Source organism: Chitinophagales bacterium (assembly GCA_020636535.1).
GTDB lineage: Bacteria > Bacteroidota > Bacteroidia > Chitinophagales > JADIYW01 > JADJSS01.
Window position 1 is genome coordinate 760,906 of record JACJXT010000011.1, and the last position, 23,271, is coordinate 784,176.

General features: G+C 29.8%; 23 protein-coding genes. 8 read left to right on the forward strand and 15 right to left on the reverse strand.

Translation table 11 applies throughout. The annotated features are described in order from the left end of the window. Positions 1 to 17 precede the first annotated feature (17 nt). From H6553_03610 to H6553_03630, 5 genes are all read right to left on the reverse strand, one after another. Positions 18 to 386, reverse strand: a complete 369-nt coding sequence (locus H6553_03610; GenBank protein MCB9032901.1) for a hypothetical protein — start codon at positions 384 to 386, stop codon at positions 18 to 20. 231 nt (positions 387 to 617) lie between these two features. Continuing rightward, entirely contained in the window at positions 618 to 1,166 is a 549-nt protein-coding gene (locus H6553_03615) for an LEA type 2 family protein (protein ID MCB9032902.1), read from the reverse strand. Then, complete coding sequence (locus H6553_03620; protein MCB9032903.1) at positions 1,156 to 1,707, reverse strand: hypothetical protein; 552 nt, start codon at positions 1,705 to 1,707, stop codon at positions 1,156 to 1,158. Before H6553_03620 ends, H6553_03615 begins: the two co-directional genes overlap by 11 nt. A gap of 256 nt (positions 1,708 to 1,963) precedes the next feature. Beyond that, positions 1,964 to 3,868 (reverse strand): molecular chaperone HtpG, encoded by a 1,905-nt coding sequence (gene htpG, locus H6553_03625; protein MCB9032904.1) that lies wholly within the window; start codon positions 3,866 to 3,868, stop codon positions 1,964 to 1,966. Between the two features lie 107 nt (positions 3,869 to 3,975). Continuing rightward, the gene (locus tag H6553_03630) at positions 3,976 to 4,767 is read right to left on the reverse strand and encodes an SDR family NAD(P)-dependent oxidoreductase (GenBank protein ID MCB9032905.1); all 792 of its coding nucleotides are present in this window, start codon (positions 4,765 to 4,767) and stop codon (positions 3,976 to 3,978) included. Between the two features lie 58 nt (positions 4,768 to 4,825). Between H6553_03630 and H6553_03635 the strand changes: the two genes are divergently transcribed. Continuing rightward, entirely contained in the window at positions 4,826 to 6,916 is a 2,091-nt protein-coding gene (locus H6553_03635) for a M13 family metallopeptidase (protein MCB9032906.1), read from the forward strand. A 134-nt stretch (positions 6,917 to 7,050) separates the two neighbouring features. On the opposite strand, the gene H6553_03640 is transcribed toward H6553_03635, so the two are convergent. From H6553_03640 to H6553_03675, 8 genes are all read right to left on the reverse strand, one after another. Next, the gene (locus tag H6553_03640) at positions 7,051 to 7,656 is read right to left on the reverse strand and encodes a LysE family transporter (GenBank protein MCB9032907.1); all 606 of its coding nucleotides are present in this window, start codon (positions 7,654 to 7,656) and stop codon (positions 7,051 to 7,053) included. Between the two features lie 138 nt (positions 7,657 to 7,794). Then, positions 7,795 to 9,684: a PD40 domain-containing protein gene (locus tag H6553_03645; GenBank protein ID MCB9032908.1), complete on the reverse strand. Its 1,890-nt coding sequence runs from the start codon at positions 9,682 to 9,684 to the stop codon at positions 7,795 to 7,797. A gap of 29 nt (positions 9,685 to 9,713) precedes the next feature. After that, on the reverse strand, positions 9,714 to 10,505 hold the full coding sequence (locus H6553_03650) for a class I SAM-dependent methyltransferase (protein MCB9032909.1): 792 nt from the start codon (positions 10,503 to 10,505) through the stop codon (positions 9,714 to 9,716). 171 nt (positions 10,506 to 10,676) lie between these two features. Further along, positions 10,677 to 11,423, reverse strand: a complete 747-nt coding sequence (locus H6553_03655; protein MCB9032910.1) for a hypothetical protein — start codon at positions 11,421 to 11,423, stop codon at positions 10,677 to 10,679. A 268-nt stretch (positions 11,424 to 11,691) separates the two neighbouring features. Continuing rightward, positions 11,692 to 12,255 carry an RNA 2'-phosphotransferase gene (locus H6553_03660; GenBank protein MCB9032911.1) on the reverse strand — a complete coding sequence of 188 codons (564 nt, stop codon included), beginning with the start codon at positions 12,253 to 12,255 and terminating at the stop codon, positions 11,692 to 11,694. A gap of 109 nt (positions 12,256 to 12,364) precedes the next feature. Further along, a complete protein-coding gene (locus tag H6553_03665) occupies positions 12,365 to 13,138 on the reverse strand; it encodes a TPM domain-containing protein (GenBank protein ID MCB9032912.1) in 774 nt (257 codons plus the stop codon). Beyond that, positions 13,128 to 13,574: a TPM domain-containing protein gene (locus H6553_03670; protein MCB9032913.1), complete on the reverse strand. Its 447-nt coding sequence runs from the start codon at positions 13,572 to 13,574 to the stop codon at positions 13,128 to 13,130. The genes H6553_03665 and H6553_03670 overlap by 11 nt, the downstream gene beginning before the upstream one ends. A gap of 3 nt (positions 13,575 to 13,577) precedes the next feature. Beyond that, positions 13,578 to 14,156: a LemA family protein gene (locus tag H6553_03675; protein MCB9032914.1), complete on the reverse strand. Its 579-nt coding sequence runs from the start codon at positions 14,154 to 14,156 to the stop codon at positions 13,578 to 13,580. A 159-nt stretch (positions 14,157 to 14,315) separates the two neighbouring features. On the opposite strand from H6553_03675, the gene H6553_03680 reads away from it, so the two are divergent. Genes H6553_03680 through H6553_03690 form a run of 3 tightly spaced genes read left to right on the forward strand, consistent with a single transcriptional unit; the run spans position 14,316 to position 16,823 of the window. Next, entirely contained in the window at positions 14,316 to 14,918 is a 603-nt protein-coding gene (locus H6553_03680) for a phosphoadenylyl-sulfate reductase (GenBank protein MCB9032915.1), read from the forward strand. 1 nt (position 14,919) lies between these two features. Next, complete coding sequence (locus H6553_03685; GenBank protein MCB9032916.1) at positions 14,920 to 15,894, forward strand: sulfotransferase; 975 nt, start codon at positions 14,920 to 14,922, stop codon at positions 15,892 to 15,894. Next, positions 15,894 to 16,823 carry an SDR family oxidoreductase gene (locus H6553_03690; protein ID MCB9032917.1) on the forward strand — a complete coding sequence of 310 codons (930 nt, stop codon included), beginning with the start codon at positions 15,894 to 15,896 and terminating at the stop codon, positions 16,821 to 16,823. The genes H6553_03685 and H6553_03690 overlap by 1 nt, the downstream gene beginning before the upstream one ends. Positions 16,824 to 16,967: 144 nt before the next feature. Here H6553_03690 and H6553_03695 read toward each other — a convergent pair whose 3' ends face one another. Further along, positions 16,968 to 18,206, reverse strand: a complete 1,239-nt coding sequence (locus tag H6553_03695) for a metallophosphoesterase (GenBank protein MCB9032918.1) — start codon at positions 18,204 to 18,206, stop codon at positions 16,968 to 16,970. Positions 18,207 to 18,290: 84 nt separating this feature from the next. Here H6553_03695 and H6553_03700 point away from each other — a divergent pair, with 84 nt between their 5' ends. The 3 genes from H6553_03700 (at position 18,291) to H6553_03710 (ending at position 21,593) form a co-directional block, all read left to right on the forward strand. After that, the gene (locus tag H6553_03700; protein ID MCB9032919.1) at positions 18,291 to 19,961 is read left to right on the forward strand and encodes an amino acid permease; all 1,671 of its coding nucleotides are present in this window, start codon (positions 18,291 to 18,293) and stop codon (positions 19,959 to 19,961) included. Positions 19,962 to 20,034: 73 nt separating this feature from the next. After that, complete coding sequence (locus H6553_03705; GenBank protein MCB9032920.1) at positions 20,035 to 20,514, forward strand: OmpA family protein; 480 nt, start codon at positions 20,035 to 20,037, stop codon at positions 20,512 to 20,514. Continuing rightward, a complete protein-coding gene (locus H6553_03710; protein ID MCB9032921.1) occupies positions 20,514 to 21,593 on the forward strand; it encodes a ThiF family adenylyltransferase in 1,080 nt (359 codons plus the stop codon). The genes H6553_03705 and H6553_03710 overlap by 1 nt, the downstream gene beginning before the upstream one ends. A gap of 13 nt (positions 21,594 to 21,606) precedes the next feature. On the opposite strand, the gene H6553_03715 is transcribed toward H6553_03710, so the two are convergent. Beyond that, complete coding sequence (locus tag H6553_03715) at positions 21,607 to 22,479, reverse strand: DUF1295 domain-containing protein (GenBank protein MCB9032922.1); 873 nt, start codon at positions 22,477 to 22,479, stop codon at positions 21,607 to 21,609. Positions 22,480 to 22,586: 107 nt separating this feature from the next. Between H6553_03715 and H6553_03720 the strand changes: the two genes are divergently transcribed. Then, positions 22,587 to 23,144, forward strand: coding sequence for an aminodeoxychorismate/anthranilate synthase component II (locus tag H6553_03720; GenBank protein ID MCB9032923.1), 558 nt, complete (start codon positions 22,587 to 22,589; stop codon positions 23,142 to 23,144). The last annotated feature ends 127 nt before the right edge of the window (positions 23,145 to 23,271 follow it).

Here is a 23,271-nt window from a genome sequence, read left to right on the forward strand (position 1 = left end):
CTAAATAATTAGGTCTATCAATACTTGTCCATTTTCATGGTAAGGTAAATACTGATGATTCTCGACCATCTGAAAATAAATGGTAATAGTAATAATAGTATAATTGCGTTGGCAATAAGATAGATTTCCATTTTTTCAAAGAAACCAAAAATTAGTCCTGCTATTACAAAATTAATCAAGCAAAAACCAACACTCAAGGCATAGCTTACATACATTGAAAACCAATAAAAACCTGTTTCATTGCGTACATCAAAATTGCATTTCGGACAGTAATCGTACATTTTATCAATGTCATTAAAATTGTACGGATTTGTATTCTTAAACAAATTTTGTGATTTGCATTTTGGACATTCGCATTTGGCAATTGATGTTAGTGTTTTAAACATGATGCAATTTTGTGCTAAGATAGGGTTTTACCAAATTATTTTGTGTGATAGAAGTTACATTTATAATAAATGTCAGTATAGAATACTATTTCTGAAAGATAATACAAGTGTATTAAGTAATAAGCGTCTTTTACCTTTTATCTTGATATCTACCTTTCGTTAGACAGGCAAAAGCTAACTAAAAAATCAAGATTGCAATAAATGTTAAATTATAATAAATAATATTTTAACTTACAATATGTCAGATTTATCAAAATATTCTGTTTGGTTAATTTTTACTTTAACTGGAATAAAACCTAATGCTTTTACTTTTACATAACCTTTGTAATCTACTCGTACTTGTTTGCCTGTAGCAAGTTTCCAAAAAGTGCTAGAAAATTTGCTTAGTGTAGCACCTGTTTTAACTGAAATTTTTACTGGTAAATCAAAATTAGATTGCTTGGTGACTGGAATAATTTCAGCATCGTCGAAAATTGTACCTAGCAATTTGTCTTCTACAAAAACATCAATTACAATTTCGGTAACTTTTACTTTTACTTTATACGGATTAAAAATAACGCAAGTAATACCTAAGTCGATAGTAGATAATGAGAAATCCTGAATTTTAAAATCTTTGGTTTCTACTAAATAGGGTTCTTTGTTAATTTGTTCATCTTGTACTTCAATGGCAATATCATTATCTTGTTTTTTATTAGATTTTTTATCATCATTACCAGTGAATGCAAGTGTGCTAATTAATACTAATAGTGTTGCAAATAATATGTTTAATTTATTCTTCATTAGCTGATTGCGCTGCTTCTTTTTCTGCTTTTTTTAATTCTTTCTTAGCTTTCTTCATTTCTTTCTTACTTGCCTTTTTTTCATCTTTCTCGGCTTGTTTATCATGATAGTCGATTGCTTCTTTATATTGAATAGGTATAACAAATTCCTTGCCATCTTTTGCAATCATGGTTAAGTCGCCTTCTAATTCTACTAAATAAACATCTGCTGGAACTTGGTTTTCTGCTACAATTTCATTTTTTTCAAAATTGTATTTAAACGGAATGCTAAACTCTGTATTTGGTTTTACTGCTTTATATTCTTTTTCTTTGATAGTGCCAATCGGTTTGCCATCAATTCTAAGTGTTAAAATTAAATCTTTTACGGTTAACTCATTTTCAGAGATGTTATGAAACAGCATAATACCATTTATTTTTGGATTGTTTTTTTGCAGATTACTGAATTTAACATCGACAGTTTTTTTATACTCAATTGCAGTTTCTTGCTTACAAGCTGAGAATATTAGTAGAATAGTTATAAAAGAAAATAGTGTTTTTTTCATGATTCAATTTTCAACAAAGTTAAAGAAGTCTATTGCTATACAATAATTTTAATTGTGAAAAATAGTAAAGAGATTGCTAGATTTATAGAAACAAGAGTCTAGATTTTTAGATTGCTAGACGCTTGTTTTATAACGGAATCTATCATACAACAAGATTTAGATTCCTGTTTTCGTAGGTAGATAAATACACAACGAGTTAATCTACTAGAACAAAACCTTCTGACTTCAAATGAATTAATGACGAATAACTAATTTACTAAATCAAATTGTAGCTTCTTTTAATGAAGTTGGTTAATGCTTCACCTTTTAACAGTCCTTGTGATAGTTTTGCTAAATCGATACTCTGACCAATAATTTGTTTTTGAGCTGCTTCATCTTTTGTCGTAATAATTTTTTCTATCAACGGATGATTGGCATTGACAATTAAGTTAAACATATCTGGCATATTTCCCATAAACATATTACCACCACCAGTTGCTTGCATGTCTTTCATTCTACGCATAAACTCAGCTTGTGTAATCATAAACGGAACAGCATCGCTATCTAAACCTTCAATTTGTATTGTATAACTTGTATTGTTGAGTGTGTTTTTTATGCTTTCTTCTAGTTGTTTTTGCTCTTCTTCGCTCAGCTTGATAATTTTTTCGTCTGTTTTTTTAATTAGATTATCAATATGGTCGGCATCAACTCTTACGAAACTCAATTTTTCGTTTTCGCTTTCTAATTTCTGAATTAAATGTGTGATAATAGGAGAGTCTAACAACAGTACTTCGTATGCTTTTGCTTTCGCTGTTTCAATATAACTGTGTTGTTTCTCTTTATCAGATGCGTATAATAAAACCAAGTTGTCGTCTTTATCAGTTTGTAGTGCTTTGGTTTTTTCTTTTAATTCGTCTAGTGTAAAGTACTGATTATCTACCGTAGGAAATAAATTGAATTTTTGTGCTTTTTCAAAAAACTTGTCTTCTGTAAGCATACCATATTCAATCACTACTTTAATATCATTCCACTTGCTTTCAAAATCTGCTCTATCTTTGTTAAACAGCTCTTGCAGTTTATCAGCTACTTTTCTAGTAATGTATGATGATATTTTTTTGACATTGCCATCTGCTTGTAAATAAGAACGAGAAACATTTAAAGGAATATCTGGTGAGTCGATAACACCTTTTAGCATAGTTAAAAAGTCTGGAACAATGCCTTCTACATTATCTGTAATAAATACTTGATTTTGATATAATTGTATTTTATCTTTTTGAATTTGTAGATTATTAGATAATTTAGGAAAATATAAAATTCCAGTTAAATTAAATGGATAATCGATGTTGAGATGAATATGAAACAATGGTTCTTCAAACAACATTGGATATAACTCATGATAAAATCCTTTGTAATCTTCGTCTGTTAGTTCAGATGGAGTTTTTGTCCATGCTGGATTTGGATTATTGATAATATCATCAACTGTAATTTTTCTGTGTTCTTCTTTCGTTTCTTTTCCTTCTTCGTCTGTAATAGTTTGTGGCTCGTGTGTTGGATCATTAATTTCTTTTGAACCAAACTTAATTGGAATTGGCATGAATTTATTGTACTTCATCAATAAAGCACGAATTCTACCTTCTTCTAAAAACTCTAAAGAATCGTCGTTAATGTGTAAGATAATTTCTGTTCCTCTGTCGGTTTTATCACTTGGTTCTAGTGTGAAATTTGGACTACCATCGCACGACCAATGTACTGCTGGTTCGTCTTTATAACTTTTGGTAATAATTTCTACTTTGTTGGCAACCATAAACGCAGAATAAAATCCTAAACCAAAATGACCAATAATTCCTGCATCTTTGTCAGCATCTTTGTATTTGTTTAAAAATTCTTCTGCACCAGAAAAAGCCACTTCGTTAATGTATTTCTGAACTTCTTCGGCAGTCATACCAATACCTTGGTCTATAATGTGTAGTTGTTTTTTGTCTTTGTCAATTTTTATTTCTATGATTGGATTGCCATATTCTACTTTCGCTTCGCCTATATTACAAAGGTGTTTTAGCTTTAATGTAGCATCGGTGGCATTACTTACTAATTCTCTTAAAAAGATTTCGTGGTCGCTGTATAAGAACTTTTTTATCAGCGGAAAAATATTTTCTACGGAAACATTTATTGTACCTGTTGTCATAATTATTTAAATTTTACTTAGGATAAATCAAGTTGAATGCCAAAGTAGTAGACAATGCCAAGATGACATTTCTGCTATAGATTTTAATTGGGTTTAGTTTTAAAAACTTACTTTACGCCAGGCAATATTTTTTTGAGCATATTGCCCATTAAATTTTTAGATAAGTTACGATTTAAGATTCTAGTATTTAAAAATACTTGTGTTTTGTTAATCATGCCTGGTACTACAAAAGCTTCTTTGCCTAAACTGTTTAATGCTATTTCAACTACTGGTTTTGCTTCCATTAACATTGGTCCTTCTTTCATGCCTTTAGTCATTTCCGATTTTGTCATTCCAGGACACAATGCCAATACATCTACATTTTTGCCTTTAAATTCGTAGTTCAAACTTTCTGCTAAAGACAAAATATAAGCTTTGGTAGCAGCATAATGAGATAAGTATGGATGTGCGTTAAAGGCACTTACAGATGAAGTAAAAATTATACCACCTCTTTTTTGTTTAGTTAGTATTTTTCCAACTTCATAAGCTAAAATAAAAGGAGCTTCTACATTCAATTTTATCATATTGATATTGCGTGGTAAACTACCTCTATAAAAATGACCTTCGCAATTCATGCCAGCATTGTTTACCAATAAACCTATATTTTTATCTTTTATAAATTCAAGAATTTCGTTTTGAAAACCATCTTGTGTTAAGTCTATAGACAATACTTCAACATTAACACTAAACGATTTTACAAGGTCGTTTTTTATTTTTTCTAACTCTTCTTTTCTTCTAGCAATAAGAATTAAATCTAAACCTTTAGCAGCAATTTGATAAGCAAATTCCTTACCAATACCACTTGATGCACCAGTGATTATTGCAACATCACCGTACTTTTCTTTGAACTTTTTAACCATAACAGCGTTTCTTTTAAAAAATGATTGATTACTTTTGACCTCGTAAAATTTAAAGATAATGAAAAAAATAGTTTCAATATTATGTGCTATGCTTATTTTAACTAATGTTATTAATGCCGTACCATGTAAAAAGAAAAAGAAAGGAGCAGAAAAAACTGAGAACACGCCAATATCTGTAACTGAAGTTGCTGATTTGGCTAAAGTGAAACCTATTAATCCGTTAGAATTGAGTTCGGATATTAGACCACAAGATGACTTTTTTGAGTATGTTAACTCAAAATGGATAGCAGAAAATCCAATTCCTAATGATAAATCGAGTTATGGTGCGTTTCATATTTTAGATGAAGAAAGTAGAAATGCTATCAAAACGATTATGGAAGAAGCTAAAACTAGCAATCCGAAAATGGGAAGTAATGAACAAAAATTGAAAGACTTTTATATTGCTGGATTGAATACGGATAAAATTAACCAGCAAGGGTTACAACCAATTCAACCATTAATTGATGAGTTAAATAGTGTAAGCACTACACAGCAATTGGTAAAAGTAATGGGAGAATTTCAAACGATGGATATTGCAACTCCTTTAGCATATTATGTTGGTCAAGATGCTAAAAAATCTGATGAATATATTGTTTACTTAGTACAGTATGGTTTGGGTTTACCAGATAAAGATTATTATTTTAGAACAGACTCTAACTCAGTTAATATATTAAAGAAGTACGAACAGTATATTGAGTCGGTGTTTAAAAATACCAATCAAAGCAATGCTAAAGAAAAAGCACAAACAGTTTTAAAAATAGAGAAACTGTTAGCCAATGCTGCTTTAAGTAGAGTAGAGCAAAGAGACCCAGAAAGAGTGTATAATAAATTTTCATTGGAAGCATTAGAAAAAACTTATCCAAATTATAATTGGAAAACTTATTTTAATGAATTACATATAAATAATCAGAAAGAATTTGTGCTAGAGCAAACTAGACATATGCAAGTATTTGATAGTTTGTTAACGGCTATTCCTTTAGAGGAATGGAAAGATTATCAATATTTTCATTTAGTAAGTGGTTTGTCTAGTTATTTAAATTCAGATTTAGAAGATGCTAAATTTAACTTTTATAATAAAACACTTTTTGGTCAGCAAGAAAAACAACCAAGATGGAAAACAGTGATAGACAATACCAATACTTATTTAAGAGATATCGTTGGACAAGAATATGTGAAAAGATATTTTTCAGAAAATGCAAAAACTAGAGTTACAGATTTAATTAAAAATTTAAAACTAGCTTTAGCAGATAGAATTCAACAATTAGATTGGATGTCTGATACCACAAAAACTCAAGCATTAAACAAATTAAATGCTATAAATGTAAAAGTAGGTTATCCAGATAAATGGAAAAGTTATAACGGCTTAAATATCAATCAAGATGCATATGTAACTAATATATTAAATGTAAGAAAATTTGAAAACCAAAGAGGCGTTGATAAATTAGGTAAGCCAATTGATAGAACAGAATGGGGAATGGGACCACAAACAGTAAATGCTTATTACAATCCGTTGATGAATGAAATTGTATTTCCTGCTGCAATATTGCAACCACCTTTTTTCTTTGAATATGGAGATGATGCTGTAAACTATGGTGGAATTGGTATGGTAATAGGTCATGAAATTACACATGGTTTTGATGATCAAGGTGCTCAATATGATGCAGAAGGTAATTTAAAAAATTGGTGGACAGCAGCAGATCAAGCTAATTATGATAAGAAAACAAAAATATTTATTGATCAATATAGTGGTTACTATCCAATAGATAGTGTGCCTATAAATGGAGAATTAACGCTTGGCGAAAATATTGCTGACTTAGGTGGAATGTTGATTACTTATAATGCATTACACAAAGCTATTGATGGTAAAAAAATAACTACAATAGATGGATTTACACCAGACCAAAGATTTTTTATTAACTACGCTCAAATTTGGAGAGGACATTACCGACCTGAAGCTTTAAAACAAAGATTATATTCTGATGTACACTCACCAGGAAAATATAGAGTAAATGTAGTATTGAAAAACTTACCAGAATTTTATAAAGCATTTAATGTGAAATCTGGAGATGAAATGTACTTGCCTGATGCAGAAAAAGCAACAATGTGGTAGTATTTTAATTTAAGATACGCAATGATATTAGATTCCGTTCTGAAGTTTTTTAGAACGGAATTTTTATTACAAGTCTGATTGTTGAAATTTACTTTTTACTAGTAATTTATAAGTAGATTGTTTGTAGAATTTGTTTACCAAACTCGAGCAATCAATACTATTCCAAATAGAATTAAAATTACTGCAGCCACTTTTTTTACTAATACTAACTTATTTGTTGTTAATTGTTTTATAAGAATATTAGCTAATTGAATTTTGAATAAATCTAATAGAGCAACTGTTAAAAGCATAGCAAAGTAAAAGGCAACTTTTTCTAAAAGTGTATAATTTAATGCAAGCAACATACCATATATGCTTAGCCATAATACAAATACAAACGGATTAAAGATGTTAATACTGATGCCTTTTGCAAAAGCTTGTCCAATTTTTTTAAAATTAAGTTGATAGTTGTTGTTGGTATTCCTTTTTGAAAACCAAGCACTTATGCCGAATAAAACTAAAATAAAGCCACCAATTATACCACCTATTTTCATTGTAGAAGTGGAAATAGTAAAGGTTTTAAAAATTAAATTGACTATTATAATATAAATAATATCACTAAACCAAATGCCGCTGGCAAAAATAAAACCTGTCTTTCTACCTTTTTCAATAGTTGTTTCTAGCAATGCAAAAACGATTGGGCCAATTAAAAGACTAATACTTAAACCAAAAAATAATCCTTTTATAATAGCACTTAGCAAAACTAAAATTTAGAATGGTAAAGCTACTAAAAATAAAGTTTGATGTCATTTTATGGTATTAACTTGTCGTTTTTCATTTTTTACACGCTTTTACTTGTAATGGTGTGAACCTATTTTAGGACAAGACAACTTTATAATCTACTCCAAAATCTTTAATTCTGTTCTACGATTTTGAGCTTTGTTTTGTTCGTTGGTGTTATCAACTAGCGGTTTTGTCATACCATAACCTTTTGCAGTTAATCTATTAAGTGCAATACCTTTTCCTACTAAATATTGTACTACACTTTCGGCTCTTCTTTTAGATAATAATAAGTTATAATCTGCATTACCAGTGTTGTCTGTATGTCCACCAATTTCTACTTTTAAATTCGGATTTTCTTTAAGCAAAGCTACTACTTTGTCTAATTCAGGAAAAGAAGTGCTTTTAAGTTCTGCTTTATCTATATCAAAAAATACATTATTTAATTGTATAATATTATCTTTCTGTATTGGTTGTAAGTAAACATTTAAAATATATGGTTCTACTGCACTGCTAGAACTGAATGAAAAATTCTCTGAGTGAAATAAATATTTATCTTTTTGTACAGTTAATGCGTAGTTTTTATTAGCAGTTAAACAAGCAACAAAATTACCATTGCCATTAGTTTTTCCACTAGTCACTGTTTCGTTTTTGGCTAAATCAAGCAAAGCATAATCTGCAAATAATGCTTGTTTAGAAATGGCATCATATACTTGTACTTTTACAAAAGTAGTTGGCTTTGGTTTGTAAGCATTTGGCAAATCAAAACTATAAATGTCTAATTTGCCAAAACCACCAACTCTGTTACTAGCAAAATAAGCAGTAGTACCATCAGTAGAAACAAACAAACCCATTTCATCTTTTTCGGTATTAATAGGATAACCTAAATTTTTTGGTATTGTCCACTGTCCATTTTCAAGAGTAGTAATAAACAAATCGTTTTGTCCCATACCTTGATGACCATTTGACGCAAAGTAAAGTGTAACACCATCTGGATGAATGAAAGGCGTTTGGTCGTCTTGTGGTGTATTAATGACAGCACCTAAATTTTTTGGTTCGCTCCAACGCAATTGGTCATCTAAATAAGATACCCAAATATCTCTTCCACCAAAACCACCAGGTCGGTCGCTACTAAAATACATAGCATTTCCATTCGCAGCAAAACTTGGTTGTGCATCCCAATAAGGTGTGTTAATTGGTTTATTGATGCCTTTTGCTGTTGTCCAGTTTTTGCCATCATTGTACGAATAAAAAATATCACAACTACCAAAAACATTATTTCTGTTGCAAGTAGTAAAAAACAGCAAGTTGCCATTGGCAGAAATACTTTGAGAACCATCGTTATGTGTTGGATCATTAATTTGATTACTCAGAATTTCGGCAGGCGACCAACTAGAAGTATACTGACTGTGATAAATGTCTTCTTGATTGAAAATTCGTCTAGTAAAAAAGAGTTCACTTCCATCTGGCGTTAATGCAGGAAAATATTCATCATCGGCAGAGTTAACATTTTCGCCAAGGTTAATTGGATTAAAGCTTACTGGATTTTTTTTGGCACTAATAGAAAACGAAGCTTTTGAAATAATGTCGTTTACTTTCTGCTTGCCAAACTCAGAAATTTTATTTTGTTTCAAGTATAAATTTGAAATAGCAATTGCTTTATCATGTTGCTCTGTTAAGTAGTAGCAGTCTGCCAACATCCAATACAGTCTGTTCTGCTGAATATCAGTATAAACCGTTTGAGCATCGGTTTTTGCAGCTTCAAAATAAGGTATTGCTTCGTTATATTTTCGTTGAGCAAAGTACAATTCGCCAATTAAAATTTTAGCATCTAAATACGCTGGATATATTTTAATAGCTTGTTGTAGCGTAGCAATTGCCTCAGTATACTGTGTTTTTTTAGCGTATGCTATAGCATCGTCATACAGTTGTGTTGCTTTTTTTGGTGTTTGAGTAAAGCCAATTAAAGCTATCAATAGCAATGAATATGTTATTAATGCTTTTTTCATACGAAATTAACTACAAACAATATACCAAATTAATACCAAACTACTTTGTGTAGCTTTTGTTTATTTTCTTTTCGAAGAAAGACAAAACCCATTTGGTAAATATCTATAGTAATAGTAGATGCAGGATGATTTTTGATGAACTGCCATGCTTCTTCCATTTCTTCTGTCCAATGTATATCATCGAACACTAGTAAAGTATCGTTGTGTGTATAAGGTAATAATTTTTCGAAGTAATTAATTGTAGGCAATTCTTTATGATTTCCATCGATAAAAATTAAATCGAAAGGACCATTTTTTGTAGCTACATCGTGAAGCACTTTATCAAATTCGCCAACTACCAATTCTATATTATTGAGTTGTAGCTGATTGAAATTTTGTTGAGCAATTTCGGCAATGCTTTTACTGCCTTCTATTGTAGTAACTTTAATATCATTATTTACAGAAGCAATGTAAGAAGTTGTAATGCCTAATGAAGTTCCTAACTCTAATACATTTTTATAGTTAAAATATTTTATTAAATGATAAATAAGATGTGCATACTTCTTTTTCTTTATACTCACTCTAGTAATCTGACTGATTTTTCTTTGGTTACTATTCATTGATTTAGAACCTGCACCAAAATCTTCTACTTCAATAATTGTTTCATTTTGAAGCAGTTGTTGTCTTATAGCTTCAATTTTGTCGGCTGATTCTGGTTTGTTTTTCTTTTCAAAAACTTTAGTAACAATATCAAACAAAAAAGGAGAGTGTATTTTATATTTTGTTTGAGAAACCCAAAGATAAACAATAAGCGATTCGATTCTATACCAAATTCTTTCCATAAGCTACAAAAGTAAGTTAAAAGAATCAATTTTTGAGAATGAAGCACCAAGATTATTAACTACTGTATTTATTTAATAGTTGGTGTTTTCAGAAACTGAAATATACCATTGACAAAGCTATTAATAACATGAAATAAGTTTTTTTACTTATTTGTGGAATAGCTATCTGTGTTATTTACCATTTTGTATTACTTCAATTTTTGTGTATCTAAAAACTTTTCCTGCTTTGTCTTGCCCAACTTTTGCTAATTCTCTTTTTGGAAACCCATTTTCTGATATTAGTTGTCCTGTTACTTTTATTATTATTGGTAAATTTTCTCCATGGAAAAGTGTGTCAGCATTAATTAATTTTTCATTGGCTGGTTCTAACCAATAATTTGTTTTCTTGTTTATGTTATTGCTAAAACGAATTTCACTCCATTGAGCACAAAGACACGAAGTTGCATTGTAGACTAAAGTTAATGTTTCAACTTTGCTGTTTGGTTTGAAATTTGGATTGTCAATTACTTTAAGCTTAGTGTATCTAAATACTTTTGCTTTTGGCATTGGCTCTTCCATTTCAATTGTACCTCGAGGATAGTCTTCTTTTTCATAAAATTGTCCTGTAATTTTAATTTTATGTCTATATGGTTCAAAATATATAGGTATTTCTAAGGTGCTGTCTGCTGGTTCAATGTAAAAATAAAGGTCTTTAAAAGTTTTTGTTGTATCTGTACTTCCTTCGTCTTTAGTTCTTATCCAGTTTGGACAGGCACAACCAATAATGTGATAACTAACTTCTAAGTCTTCAACTTTGTTTGTCAGTTTGTTTGTAGAGTCTGAAATTACTTTGGTATATTTATATTCAGTCTGATTTTGTTGTTCTATTTTATTATTTTTTTGCTTAATTTTTGTCTGTCTACAAAAAACTAATATCAAGCTAAAAAATAAAATTGTCAATATGTTTTTTAGTCTAATCATTTTGTTTGTTGTATTGTTAATGACAGTTAATGAACAGAGCTTGAGCAAAACTTTTATACAATACTCAAATATAAAGAATAAAATGAGCGGTGTATATTTTTTCCCTAAGAATAATTTTTGTCATAAATGATATTATTTATATAAAATTTTATATAATTTATTTCTTATCAATAAATTGTAGACAATAACTTTTAATTGTAATAATACAGTACAATAATTTATATAATTATTGGTATGGTTTTAAGTATTTTACAGGTACATAATCAGTAAGCCAAACACCATTGTCTGAAATATAAAAAGCGTAATTGTCATTATACATTGTTTCGGCAAGTACAATAAACACAAACGGTTTGCCATGCCTTTGTCCCACTTGTATAGCTGTTTCAATGTCTTTACTTAAATGAACATGTTGTCTGTTTTGTTTTTTAAGTCCATCTTTAAGTATAGCATCAACAGTATTTTTGCTAGTACCATGGTAAAGTATTTCAGGTGGTTTTTGATTAATGTAACCTAAGTTGATATCAATAGAATGTCCTTGATTGGCTCTTATTTTATTACTAGTTTCATTTATTGCAAACCTTTGCTTAGCATTTGTAGCAACAATATGATTTAACAGCACACGATTAATTTTTATTCCGTATTGGTGATTGTATAGATTTGATTTTTCAATCAACTCATCAATATCAGCCCAACCATTTTGGTCTAGTTCAATGCCTATTGTTTCTGGTTGATGACGCAATATAAAACTTAAGAATTTACTGATTTGTTTTGCTTGTTTATCACTTGTTATTTGTTTAATATATTGAATTAATATTTATAAAGTAAAAAAACAATACAAGTACAAGATAAATCTTTTAAAAATTTAATATTAGTAGCAACATAAGAAAACTATAAAAATTCTACCAGCCACCGCTAGCACCACCGCCACCAAAACTGCCACCACCAAAGCCGCCGAAACCACCAGAGGAACCGCCGCCGCCACCAGACCAGCCACTTCCACCAGTAGTCGTCCATGTCCAACCACCACGATTGCCAGTATAACCGCCACCACTGCCACCACCTTTAGATTTAGATGCTATAATAATAAATAGTATAAATATGCCTATAAAAATAAGTATTGGAAATATTGGAAAATCACCGTTTTGAGTAGACTCATATGTATAAGTACCTTGTAACAAACCAATCATAGCATTAGTTGCTTCGTCTATACCATTATAATAATTACCTGCTTTAAAGTTTGGTGTTATAATATCATCTATAATGCGTTTTGCATCGCCATCTGTTATATATGATTCTATACCATAACCTAATTCTATATCTATTTTTCTTTCATTTTTGGCAATCAATAATAAAATACCATTGTTTTTACTATTTCCAATTCCCCATTTTCTTCCTAAGCGAATTGCATAATCATCAATTGCGTAATCTCCAATGCTTTCAACAGTTACTACGGCAATTTGCGTAGAAGTAGAATCATTATAATCTACTAGTTTCGTTTCCAATCTTGACTTATCAAAGTCATTCAACATGCCTGCTAAGTCGTTTACTAGTTTTGGTGGATTAGGTGCTTCTGGAATATTTGGATCATCTTTTAATGCCTGTTGTGCATTAGCAATTGAAGCAATTAATAGTATTGATGAAAATATAATATGTTTTATGGTACTAGTTCTCATCAAACGAAATTTCATTACTCAATTCATCAGGATTATTAGTATGTAGTAAAGGAAAATGACGATGTAATTCTTTGCCTACTTTTTCTACAATTGCCACAATACCATTGGCGTAATTTCCATTTTTAAAATTAACAGCTAATTCATTACATAAAGCAGTCCAATAATCAATAGGTGTGCTATGGTCTATTGCTTCGTCTCCAACAATAGCAAACTGTTTATCTTTTACTGCAATATAAATTAAAACACCATTTCTGTTTTTTGTTTGATGCATATTAAGCATGTTAAAAACAGCTTCAGCTCTTACAATGGTAGCTGTATTACAATGGTTTTCTATATGTACACGAATTTCTCCAGTAGTATTATTTTCTGCAATTTTTATAGCATCAGTAATACGATTTTTTTCTGCATCAGTTAGAAAGTGTTTTGCGTTTGCCATAATTTAAAATGCTACTTCTGGAGCTTTTTCTGCACCAGCTTCTGCTTTAAATGGAGTTTTTGTATCAAAACCAAAAATCATTGCGGTTAAGTTAGATGGAAATTTTCTTACTGTGGTATTATAAGTTTTTACAGTACTATTATAATCTCTTCTTGCAATATTGATTCTGTTTTCAGTTCTTTCTAGCTCATTCATTAAATCTTGAAACAAAGCAGTACTTTTTAAGTCAGGATATTTTTCTACAGTTACTAATAATCTGCTTAAAGCACCACTTAATTGCGATTGTGCTTCTTGAAATTTAGCCATATTCTCTGGTGTCAAATCATCGGCAGTTAATTGAATTGAAGTTGCCTTTGCTCTAGCATTAATTACATCTACTAGCGTTTGCTGTTCAAAATCTTTAGCACCTTTAACACTGTTCACTAAGTTTTTAATTAAATCGGCTCTTCTTTGATAAGCCGCTTCTACATTTGCCCAAGCTTCGGTTACCGTTTCGTCTTGACTTATAATATTATTATAAGAACAACTTGGCAATAAAAACATTGCACTTATAGCAATTAACATCAATTTTAAAGTCTTCATAATTTTTTCATTTAAATCACAAAATAACAACTAATAATTTAATAATACACTTTAAAAGGTGTAAAAGTTCCAATGCCTTAATTTTATTTTGTGGATAATTTGGCGTACATAGCAGCAATAGCTCAAAAAATTAAATCTTATAAAGATCAAGGAAAAACAATGTTTGCAAGTTCTTCTTTTCAAACGCATTCCTTACCTATGTTGCATATTTTAGCTCAGATTGATAATAGTATTCCTGTTTATTTTTTAAATACTGGCTATTTATTTCCGCAAACCATTCAATATAAAGATGAAATTGCTAATTTATTTAATATTAAGGTGATTGATGTAAAGTCTGCTACACCAAGAAATATGCAAAAAGATTATGCAGGTAGATTGTTATTTACTTCTGATCCTGATTTTTGCTGTCATTTAAATAAAGTAGCACCAATGGAACCTATTTTGCAATCGCACGATATTTGGATTAATGGTGTTAGAGCCGACCAAAACGCTAATAGAGCCAATATGAAAGAAGAGCAGGCAACACCACAAGGAGCTATGCGTTATCATCCGATGTTGCAATGGACAAAACCTATGATTTATGCTTATATTAAAGAACATAATATTCCTAAACATCCGCTAGAAAATGATGGCTATACTAGTATTGGTTGTGAACCTTGTACTAGAAAAATAGATTTGTCTTTAATGCAAGATGAAAGAATGGCAAGGTGGTTTGGCTTAAATAAAACTGAGTGTGGTTTACATACCGAATTGATTAAATAATATGAATTACCTTTTTGTTTTTGGAGCTGGAAGAACTGGTACTACATTGGTATTGCGAATGATTGACAAAAATAGTACAGTGCAAATATTTCCGCAAGAAACACATGCATTTCCTTGGTTGTGGAAAGGTAATACTTTAAATATTCCATCGCATATAAGTACACCGAAAGAGTTTGCTACTTATATTTTAGAAAAATATCCACTGGTTAATTTTGGTTGGAAAGGCAGTCAATACTTTCCTGTATTGCAACAATTAGTAAGCGATATTGAACAACAAAGTACTTTACCTAAAAACGCTGCTGATTTTATGCAGTTTGTTATTGAACGAAATATTGATAGTAGTATACAATACATTGGAGAAAAAACACCAGCTCATGGTTATTACTATCAACCTATTTTAAATCATTTTAAAAATAGCAAAGTAATTTTCACTATTCGAGATCCAAGAGCAACTGCTTATTCAGAATTAGTAAAAAGAAATATTGAACACTTAAATTTAGATGATTTTAACATATATAATTATATAATAAAATATAATACTATATATCAACAAATAGATAAAGTCAAACAAAAAATTGGTAGTGAAAATGTAATGGTGGTTCGCTACGAAGATGTAGTACTTCAACCAGAGCAAGAAATAAAAAAAATATGTCAGTTTTTAAAAATCAACTTTGAAAAAGAAATGTTAGAAGTTGGTGTATTTAATAGTTCTTTTGGTGATAAATTTCAGACAGATAAACAATTTAATACAGAAAATTTAGATAGGTGGAAAGGTAATTTATCTGATGATATTGTATTTTTGATAGAAAAATATTGTAGTAACTTAATGAGTACCTACAACTATAAAACAACTCATACCAAAGGTAGTTATGATTTTAGTTTAATACAACAAATAAAAATGAAAGTAGCGTATTTGGCAAATAGCATAAATTCGGCTTGGTTTCATCATTTTAATAGAAATAAAAAATATAAATAATGAGAGTATTAATAACAGGTGGTGCAGGTTATTTAGGAACTGAATTAGTTAAAAAACTAGTTCAAATGAAATCAGTTGATGAAATTATTGTTTATGACAACTTAAGCAAAGGTGCCTACAATTTCTTTTTGTGTACTTGTATTGGTGGCGATAATATTAAATTTATTGAAGGTGATATTTTAGATACTAGGAAATTAAAAAAATCGCTAGATGGAATTGATGTATTGATTCATGCTGCTGCAAAAATTTCTACACCATATGCAGAGCAAGATCCACATATGTACGAGCAAGTAAATCATTGGGGAAGTGCAGAATTAAGTTATGCCATAGAAGAAAGCAATATCAAAAAGTTTATACATATAAGTAGTGTATCGGTTTATGGTTCATCGCCAAAAAATAAATTATTAGATGAACAATCTAAACTCAATCCAAGAACAAATTATGGCATTTCTAAAATGCGTGGCGAATCTTTTTCCGAAAGATTATTAGATAAACTTCCAACTTATATTCTACGATTAGGCAACTTGTATGGCTTCAATCAAACCATGCGTTTCGATGCTGTTATTAATAAGTTTGCTTTTGATGCTAATTTTCTAAATAAGATTTCTATTCATGGAGATGGACGACAAGAACGCTCTTTTATTCATGTTGATAAAGCAGCAAAAGTAATTACTGGAATTGTAGATACGGAATTAACTCCAGGTATTTATAATCTAGTAGATAGCAATAGATCTGTAATGGACATTGCTTTAACTTTTAAAGAGATATTTCCGCAGTTAGAAATGCAATTCATCAATCAACATTTACAGTTGAGAAATCTTACGATTAATCCAAATTGTAAGATTTTTAATAGCTTGCCAATAGCGTCCACTAATTTTAAATTAGAGATGGAACACATGTTGGCACAGTTTGCATTTCAATCTTGTTAATTTAATTCTAAGAAAAAGTTAAAAGTCAAAAAATATACTTAAGATAATCCTTCCAGCGTTATTGTATAGTATTATTGCAGTAGGGTTTTTATGTTTCTAGACTTTTAAAGTCAAGCGGATACGTGCAATGTGTGTCCGCTTTTTTTATTTCCCTTTAATCTCAATGATAGATAATTCTGGTGGCATACCAATTCTTCCAGGATAACCAATAAAACCAATTCCTCTGTTTACATTTAAATATTGCTCACCTTTTTGATACCAACCAGCCCACTGTTTGTACAATGCTTGAAATGGTGACCATTTAATATTCATAGAAGGTATTTCTACACCAAACTGAAAACCATGAGTATGTCCAGAAAAGGTAATATCTATATCTTGATATTGTGCTTTGCTATTTACTTCCATGTCCCAATGCGATGGATCATGACTTAGTAGTAACTTTACATCAGTTGCAGGCATATTGTTTGTAGCAAGATGTAAATCACCCAAAGATTTATTATAAGCTCTGCTACCAATATAATGAACGCCAATTAGTCCAATATTTAAATTGTTAATATTTAAAACTTCATGTTCATTTTGTAGTACACGCCAACCTAAACTTTGCTGAAAACTTAAAAAATCTTTATTGTTCTGAAGTAAATCAGCTTCATTGTCCCATTCTTTATAATTACCATAATCATGATTACCATAAATAGAATAAACACCATATTTAGTTTTGATATTTTTAAATATTTCTTTATACGGAAATGCTTCCTTTGCAATAACATTCACCAAATCACCAGTAAATAATAAAAAATCTACTTGTTCTTTATTAATAGTATCCACTAGTTTTTGTATAAAATTGGTATTAGCAAAACTACCTAAATGCATATCAGAAATATGTGCTAATTTTATTCCTTTTGAATTTGATGGAATTTGTTTTAAACGAATAGTATTTCTAGTAATGTTTAAATGATAAGCACCACGCAAAATTCCATAAATAGTACTAGCAAAAACAGTAGTACCTACAACCAAACTCGCTTTGTAAAAAAACTGTAATCGAGTAATTCCATTACCATTTAGATTATTAGTATTAGGTTTACTAAATAACTTCTGAAATAAAAATATAATATCTGTAATAAGGAAAAACACAAGCATAAATATTTTAGTCAAAAAATATGCTTCAGAAATTCCCATCAATAAATTCTTAGTCCAACCACTCCATTCTCTATAACCTTTAAAATAAAGAACTGCTAGAGTAATATAAGGTATAGATGCAATAATAAAAAATAATATTCTAAATAATAATTTAAAATTGTCTGATACAATGTAGTGCATCATCACTTTGTAGAAATAAATATCGGTTACTATAAAAAGTAGTAATGCTATTAAAATAAATGCCATAAAAAATTCCATATAATCAATTATAACACAAAACTAAGGAGCTTGTTTATAAAAATATCTACTAAATTGTATTATTTTTAAAACATGGATTTTAAATCTCTATTTAGAACAAAAAATATTGCTTCTATATTACAAGAAGCAAAACTAAAAGATGCTGCTAGTACAGAAGGCGAATTAAAAAGAAATCTTACAGTAAGAGATTTAGCAATGCTAGGAATTGCAGCCATTGTAGGTGCTGGTATTTTTAGTACTATTGGTCAAGCTTGTTTTGATGGCGGACCAGCAGTAAGTTTATTGTTTATTGGAATTGCCATAGCTTGTGGTTTTTCTGCTTTGTGTTATGCCGAGTTTGCTTCTCGCATTCCAATTTCTGGTAGTGCTTATACTTATGCTTATGCAACTTTTGGCGAAATTATTGCTTGGATAATTGGTTGGGATTTAATTTTAGAATATGCTATAGGAAATATAACAGTATCTATTGCTTGGTCTGGTAACTTTGTCAAATTTTTGTCCGATTGTGGTGTGCATTTACCACAGTACTTAACTACAAGTTTCTTAGAAGCACAAAAATATATGCCAGAATTATATGCATCAGCACCAAAACTATTTGGTATTCCGTTTATAATTAATATTCCGGCATTTTGTATTAATGCATTAATTACTTGGTTGGTATATATCGGAATTAAAGAATCTAAAAACTTTGCAAACGGAATGGTTATTTTTAAAGTACTAGTAATTATAGTGATTATATTAATAGGATTATTTTATATTCAACCAGAAAACTGGTCGCCTTTTGCTCCTAATGGTTTCGGTGGCGTTATCAAAGGTGTATCTGCTGTATTTTTTGCATATATTGGTTTTGATGCTATTTCTACTACTGCAGAAGAATGTAAAGATCCACAAAAAGATTTACCAAAAGGTATGATTTATGCATTAATTATAGCAACAGTATTGTATGTTTTAGTCGCACTAGTATTAACAGGAATGGTGCATTATACCAAACTCAACAACGAAGCATTTTTAGCCAATGCTTTTACAGAAATTGGTTTAAATTGGATGGGTGGTTTAATTGCATTTAGTGCATTAATTGCTACGGCAAGTGTATTGCTTGTATTTCAAATTGGTCAACCAAGAATTTGGATGAGTATGAGTAGAGATGGTTTACTACCTAAGAAATTTGCTACTATTCACAAACGATTTAAAACACCATCTTATGCTACTATTATAACTGGTTTAATTGTAGGTATTCCTTCTTTATTTTTAGATATAAATTTAGTAACTGATTTATGTAGTATCGGAACACTTTTTGCATTTGTTTTAGTTTGTGGAGGTGTTTTAATTTTAAACAAAAATGATGCAGATAATCAATATCAACCAAGTGATGATTTAAAACCAAAGTTTAAAGTAAAATATATTAATGGAAGATATTTTATTATTCTTGTTTGGATTTTAATTACACTATTTCTAGTAAAATACGAACCTAATTTTATAAACAGTGCATTTAGTTTTGAAGGTGGATTTTCTACTTGGCATCATCAAATACCATTTTGGATTTTTTTATTGGTTTCAGTTATTATAACCATATATACTATTAAAAACAAATGGTCTTTAATTCCAGTACTCGGATTTTTAAGTTGTGCATATTTACTGTCTACACTTGGAGTTGCTAATTGGCTAAGATTTATTGTTTGGATGTTAGTCGGACTACTAATTTATTTTGTTTATAGTTATAGAAAAAGTAAGCTGAATAAATAACATTTTTTTATTAATTTTAAGAAATTATCGGAAACGAAATTAAGATATTTGTAAACATCAAAATTTCAAAAAAATGCGAAAGTTATTTTTGTCTATTGTCTTATCTTTATTTGTTTTTATCTCATTTGCTAAAGGTCAAGACAGATTAATTTTACCACAGCCATTAACATTTAAAGAACACGCTAACGATGTAACACAGAATAATGATGAAACACTAGATTTTATTGCTGATTATTTAAAGCAAAATCCACTAGTCACTAAGCTGTTGATAGAATGCCATGTTTTTACAGAAGCTAGTGAGCAAGAAAATCTTTCATTGAGTCTACAAAGAGCAGCAATTGTTGGTTACTACTTAACCGAAAAAGGAATTAATTGCAGCCGTTTAATCATAACAGGTTTTGGTAATTCTAGTCCAGCTGTAGGAGCAACTGATAATCAAGATAATACTAGAATTGAGTTTTTTCCAGCAGAATATGATGGGAAACAAACACTAGATTATAATTTAAATGATCCAAACCTTAGGCAGTACGATCCTTGTGAAATTGACAATTGATGCATAGCAAACATTCTGCTCACGAAAAAAGATATTTAAAGCAAACCATATTAAAACAAGTTGGCATTGAAGGTCAACAAAAATTAATCGAAGCTAAAATTTTAGTAGTTGGTGCTGGAGCATTGGCAAGTCCTGTACTACAATATTTAACAGCAGCTGGTATTGGTACAATAGGTATCATTGATGATGATATAGTCTCAGAAAGCAATTTACATAGACAAGTACTATTCACTACAAATGATATTGGTTTTGCTAAAGTTCAAATAGTAAAAGACAGACTAAATGCTCAAAATCCATTAGTCAATATTGAAACTTATAAAGAACGATTATCTATTAAAAATGCAATTGACATTATAAATAAATATGATATTATTGTAGATTGCACTGATAATTTTCCTACACGATATTTAGTAAACGATGCATGTATAAAATGTAATAAACCTTTTGTTTACGGAGCAATAGAAGCTTTTTTCGGACAAGTTGCTGTGTTTAATTATCAACAAAGTGCTTCGTATCGTTGTCTTTTTCCAGAAATTCCAAAAGCCAACAAACTCAATTGTAATGAATTAGGTGTTATAGGCATTTTGCCAAATATTATTGGTAGTTTACAAGCTAATGAAGTTATTAAAATGATATTAGGAATTGGTAATATATTATCTAATAAATTATTAACTTATAATGCACTAACTAATGAGTCCAAGCAATTTAATATCAAAAGAAATGATACTATTATTGATATAATTAAACAATATCCATTACAAGAAGAAGTAATAGAGAATTGTGAAGTACAAAACAGCATTAAAAACATTAGTAGTGATGAATTTAAATCATTACAACACAACAACGATTACACTATCTTAGATGTAAGACAAATAGGAGAACACCCAATACTACAACAAGACAATGTACTCAATATTAGTCTAGCATTATTGCCATTCAAACTACAAGATTTAGACAAGCAACAACATTATATAGTAGTTTGCCAAAGTGGAGCAAGAAGCAAACAAGCAGCACAGTTATTAGCAGACAATAACTTTAAACACATCTACAACTTAGAAAATGGTTTATTGAGTTTGTAGTAGAATTATCTTCTCAACTATTTTTCTTCCAAGGAAATAACTTAGAAACAGCATCAATATACTGCTGATAATTTTTTCTCTTTGCTAAATTTCTTTTTTCCATCAACGGAATACTAATGAAATAAAATAATCCAAACATTAATAAACTACCAATACCCAAATACCATTGATGAATATCGCAAGCAAGCATCATCACATACAATCCTAGCCAAAATAAAATTTCTCCAAAGTAATTCGGATGCCTAGAATATTGCCAAAGTCCAGTTGTAATAAATTTATCTTTAGCGTGTGTAGCTCTAAATCGTTTACTTTGTATATCAGCAATTAACTCAAATAAAATACCAACAATAGCAATTAAAACACCAATAATATATAAAGGAACTATATTAATATGATATGCAGAAATAATATAATAGCAAGGAATTAAAGCAACAAATACTAATACCGTAGGAAATAAATGAATACCAAAAAAGTTAACCAATGGAAACCACTTACCATTTTGATTTCTCAACTCAGTATAACGCCAGTCTTCATCATGTAAACCTTTCCAACCATAATGCCAGTTTAAAGTTAGTCGTACCGACCAAAATAAAACAACTAATAATAATATATTATTTTTGAATGATATAAAATTGCTATACTCTAAATTGTTCCAGTACATTAAAATAATTGGAGGAACAACACTCCAATAGGCATCATAAATACTAGAATTGTTATAGATACTACTACCAATAAAAATAACAAAAGTGGCTAGCACATTAGCCAAAAAAGATTTCAATAAAATATGCGTAGTGTGTGGTAGCACAAACTGAAATAAAACAAAGGCAGAAATAGCAGCAATCAAATACCAAATAAAAACAATTATGGTCGATTTGGTTTTATTCATACACTAAATATAAGCATAATTTTATAGCTTGTAACGCTAAATACAATCATAACATTAAGTAAAAGCAATTTTCTATACCTTTGATTGATAATAAACACATTAACAAAATGAAAGTATTGGTATTGGATAATTATGATTCTTTTGTATATAATTTAGTGCATTATATAGAAGAATTTAATGTTACCGTTGATGTTTTTAGAAATGATAAAATTTCATTAGAAGCTGTAGCACAGTACGATAAAATTTTACTATCACCAGGACCAGGAATTCCAGAAGAAGCTGGCATCTTATTACCATTAATAGAAAAATATGCTGCTACAAAACCAATATTAGGTGTGTGTTTAGGTCATCAAGCAATTGGTCAGGTTTTTGGTTCAGAGCTTTATAACATAGGAGAGGTGGTGCATGGTAAAGTTAGAAATACAACTATAGTAGAAGACGATTATATATTTAATGGAATCGACAAAAATTTTGATAGCGGAAGATACCATTCATGGGCAATTAAAAATGTAGTAGCACCATTAATTGTTACAGCAGTTGATGATGATAATATTGTACAAGCAGTAAAACACGAATTGTATGATGTAAGAGGCGTACAATTTCATCCAGAAAGCATCATGACACCATCAGGAAAAACCATGATTAAAAATTGGTTAGAGTATTAAAATTAAGTCTTGTCTAGTATTTTTACTTGACAAATATTTTATAGAAAATTGTAAAATTAGCATTCATTCGTCTATGCTGAGCGAAGCGAAGTATCTCTATTAAATTTCTATTTCCTTTTAATACTCC

What these genes read in the sequence shown, in the direction of transcription:
- H6553_03610 (MCB9032901.1), bottom strand. Translation starts at nt 386, where the DNA reads ATGTTTAAAACACTAACATCAATTGCCAAATGCGAATGTCCAAAATGC.
- H6553_03615 (MCB9032902.1), bottom strand. Translation starts at nt 1,166, where the DNA reads ATGAAGAATAAATTAAACATATTATTTGCAACACTATTAGTATTAATT.
- H6553_03620 (MCB9032903.1), bottom strand. Translation starts at nt 1,707, where the DNA reads ATGAAAAAAACACTATTTTCTTTTATAACTATTCTACTAATATTCTCA.
- htpG (MCB9032904.1), bottom strand. Translation starts at nt 3,868, where the DNA reads ATGACAACAGGTACAATAAATGTTTCCGTAGAAAATATTTTTCCGCTG.
- H6553_03630 (MCB9032905.1), bottom strand. Translation starts at nt 4,767, where the DNA reads ATGGTTAAAAAGTTCAAAGAAAAGTACGGTGATGTTGCAATAATCACT.
- H6553_03635 (MCB9032906.1), top strand. Translation starts at nt 4,826, where the DNA reads ATGAAAAAAATAGTTTCAATATTATGTGCTATGCTTATTTTAACTAAT.
- H6553_03645 (MCB9032908.1), bottom strand. Translation starts at nt 9,684, where the DNA reads ATGAAAAAAGCATTAATAACATATTCATTGCTATTGATAGCTTTAATT.
- H6553_03650 (MCB9032909.1), bottom strand. Translation starts at nt 10,505, where the DNA reads ATGGAAAGAATTTGGTATAGAATCGAATCGCTTATTGTTTATCTTTGG.
- H6553_03665 (MCB9032912.1), bottom strand. Translation starts at nt 13,138, where the DNA reads ATGAGAACTAGTACCATAAAACATATTATATTTTCATCAATACTATTA.
- H6553_03670 (MCB9032913.1), bottom strand. Translation starts at nt 13,574, where the DNA reads ATGGCAAACGCAAAACACTTTCTAACTGATGCAGAAAAAAATCGTATT.
- H6553_03675 (MCB9032914.1), bottom strand. Translation starts at nt 14,156, where the DNA reads ATGAAGACTTTAAAATTGATGTTAATTGCTATAAGTGCAATGTTTTTA.
- H6553_03680 (MCB9032915.1), top strand. Translation starts at nt 14,316, where the DNA reads ATGTTTGCAAGTTCTTCTTTTCAAACGCATTCCTTACCTATGTTGCAT.
- H6553_03685 (MCB9032916.1), top strand. Translation starts at nt 14,920, where the DNA reads ATGAATTACCTTTTTGTTTTTGGAGCTGGAAGAACTGGTACTACATTG.
- H6553_03690 (MCB9032917.1), top strand. Translation starts at nt 15,894, where the DNA reads ATGAGAGTATTAATAACAGGTGGTGCAGGTTATTTAGGAACTGAATTA.
- H6553_03695 (MCB9032918.1), bottom strand. Translation starts at nt 18,206, where the DNA reads ATGGCATTTATTTTAATAGCATTACTACTTTTTATAGTAACCGATATT.
- H6553_03700 (MCB9032919.1), top strand. Translation starts at nt 18,291, where the DNA reads ATGGATTTTAAATCTCTATTTAGAACAAAAAATATTGCTTCTATATTA.
- H6553_03705 (MCB9032920.1), top strand. Translation starts at nt 20,035, where the DNA reads ATGCGAAAGTTATTTTTGTCTATTGTCTTATCTTTATTTGTTTTTATC.
- H6553_03710 (MCB9032921.1), top strand. Translation starts at nt 20,514, where the DNA reads ATGCATAGCAAACATTCTGCTCACGAAAAAAGATATTTAAAGCAAACC.
- H6553_03715 (MCB9032922.1), bottom strand. Translation starts at nt 22,479, where the DNA reads ATGAATAAAACCAAATCGACCATAATTGTTTTTATTTGGTATTTGATT.
- H6553_03720 (MCB9032923.1), top strand. Translation starts at nt 22,587, where the DNA reads ATGAAAGTATTGGTATTGGATAATTATGATTCTTTTGTATATAATTTA.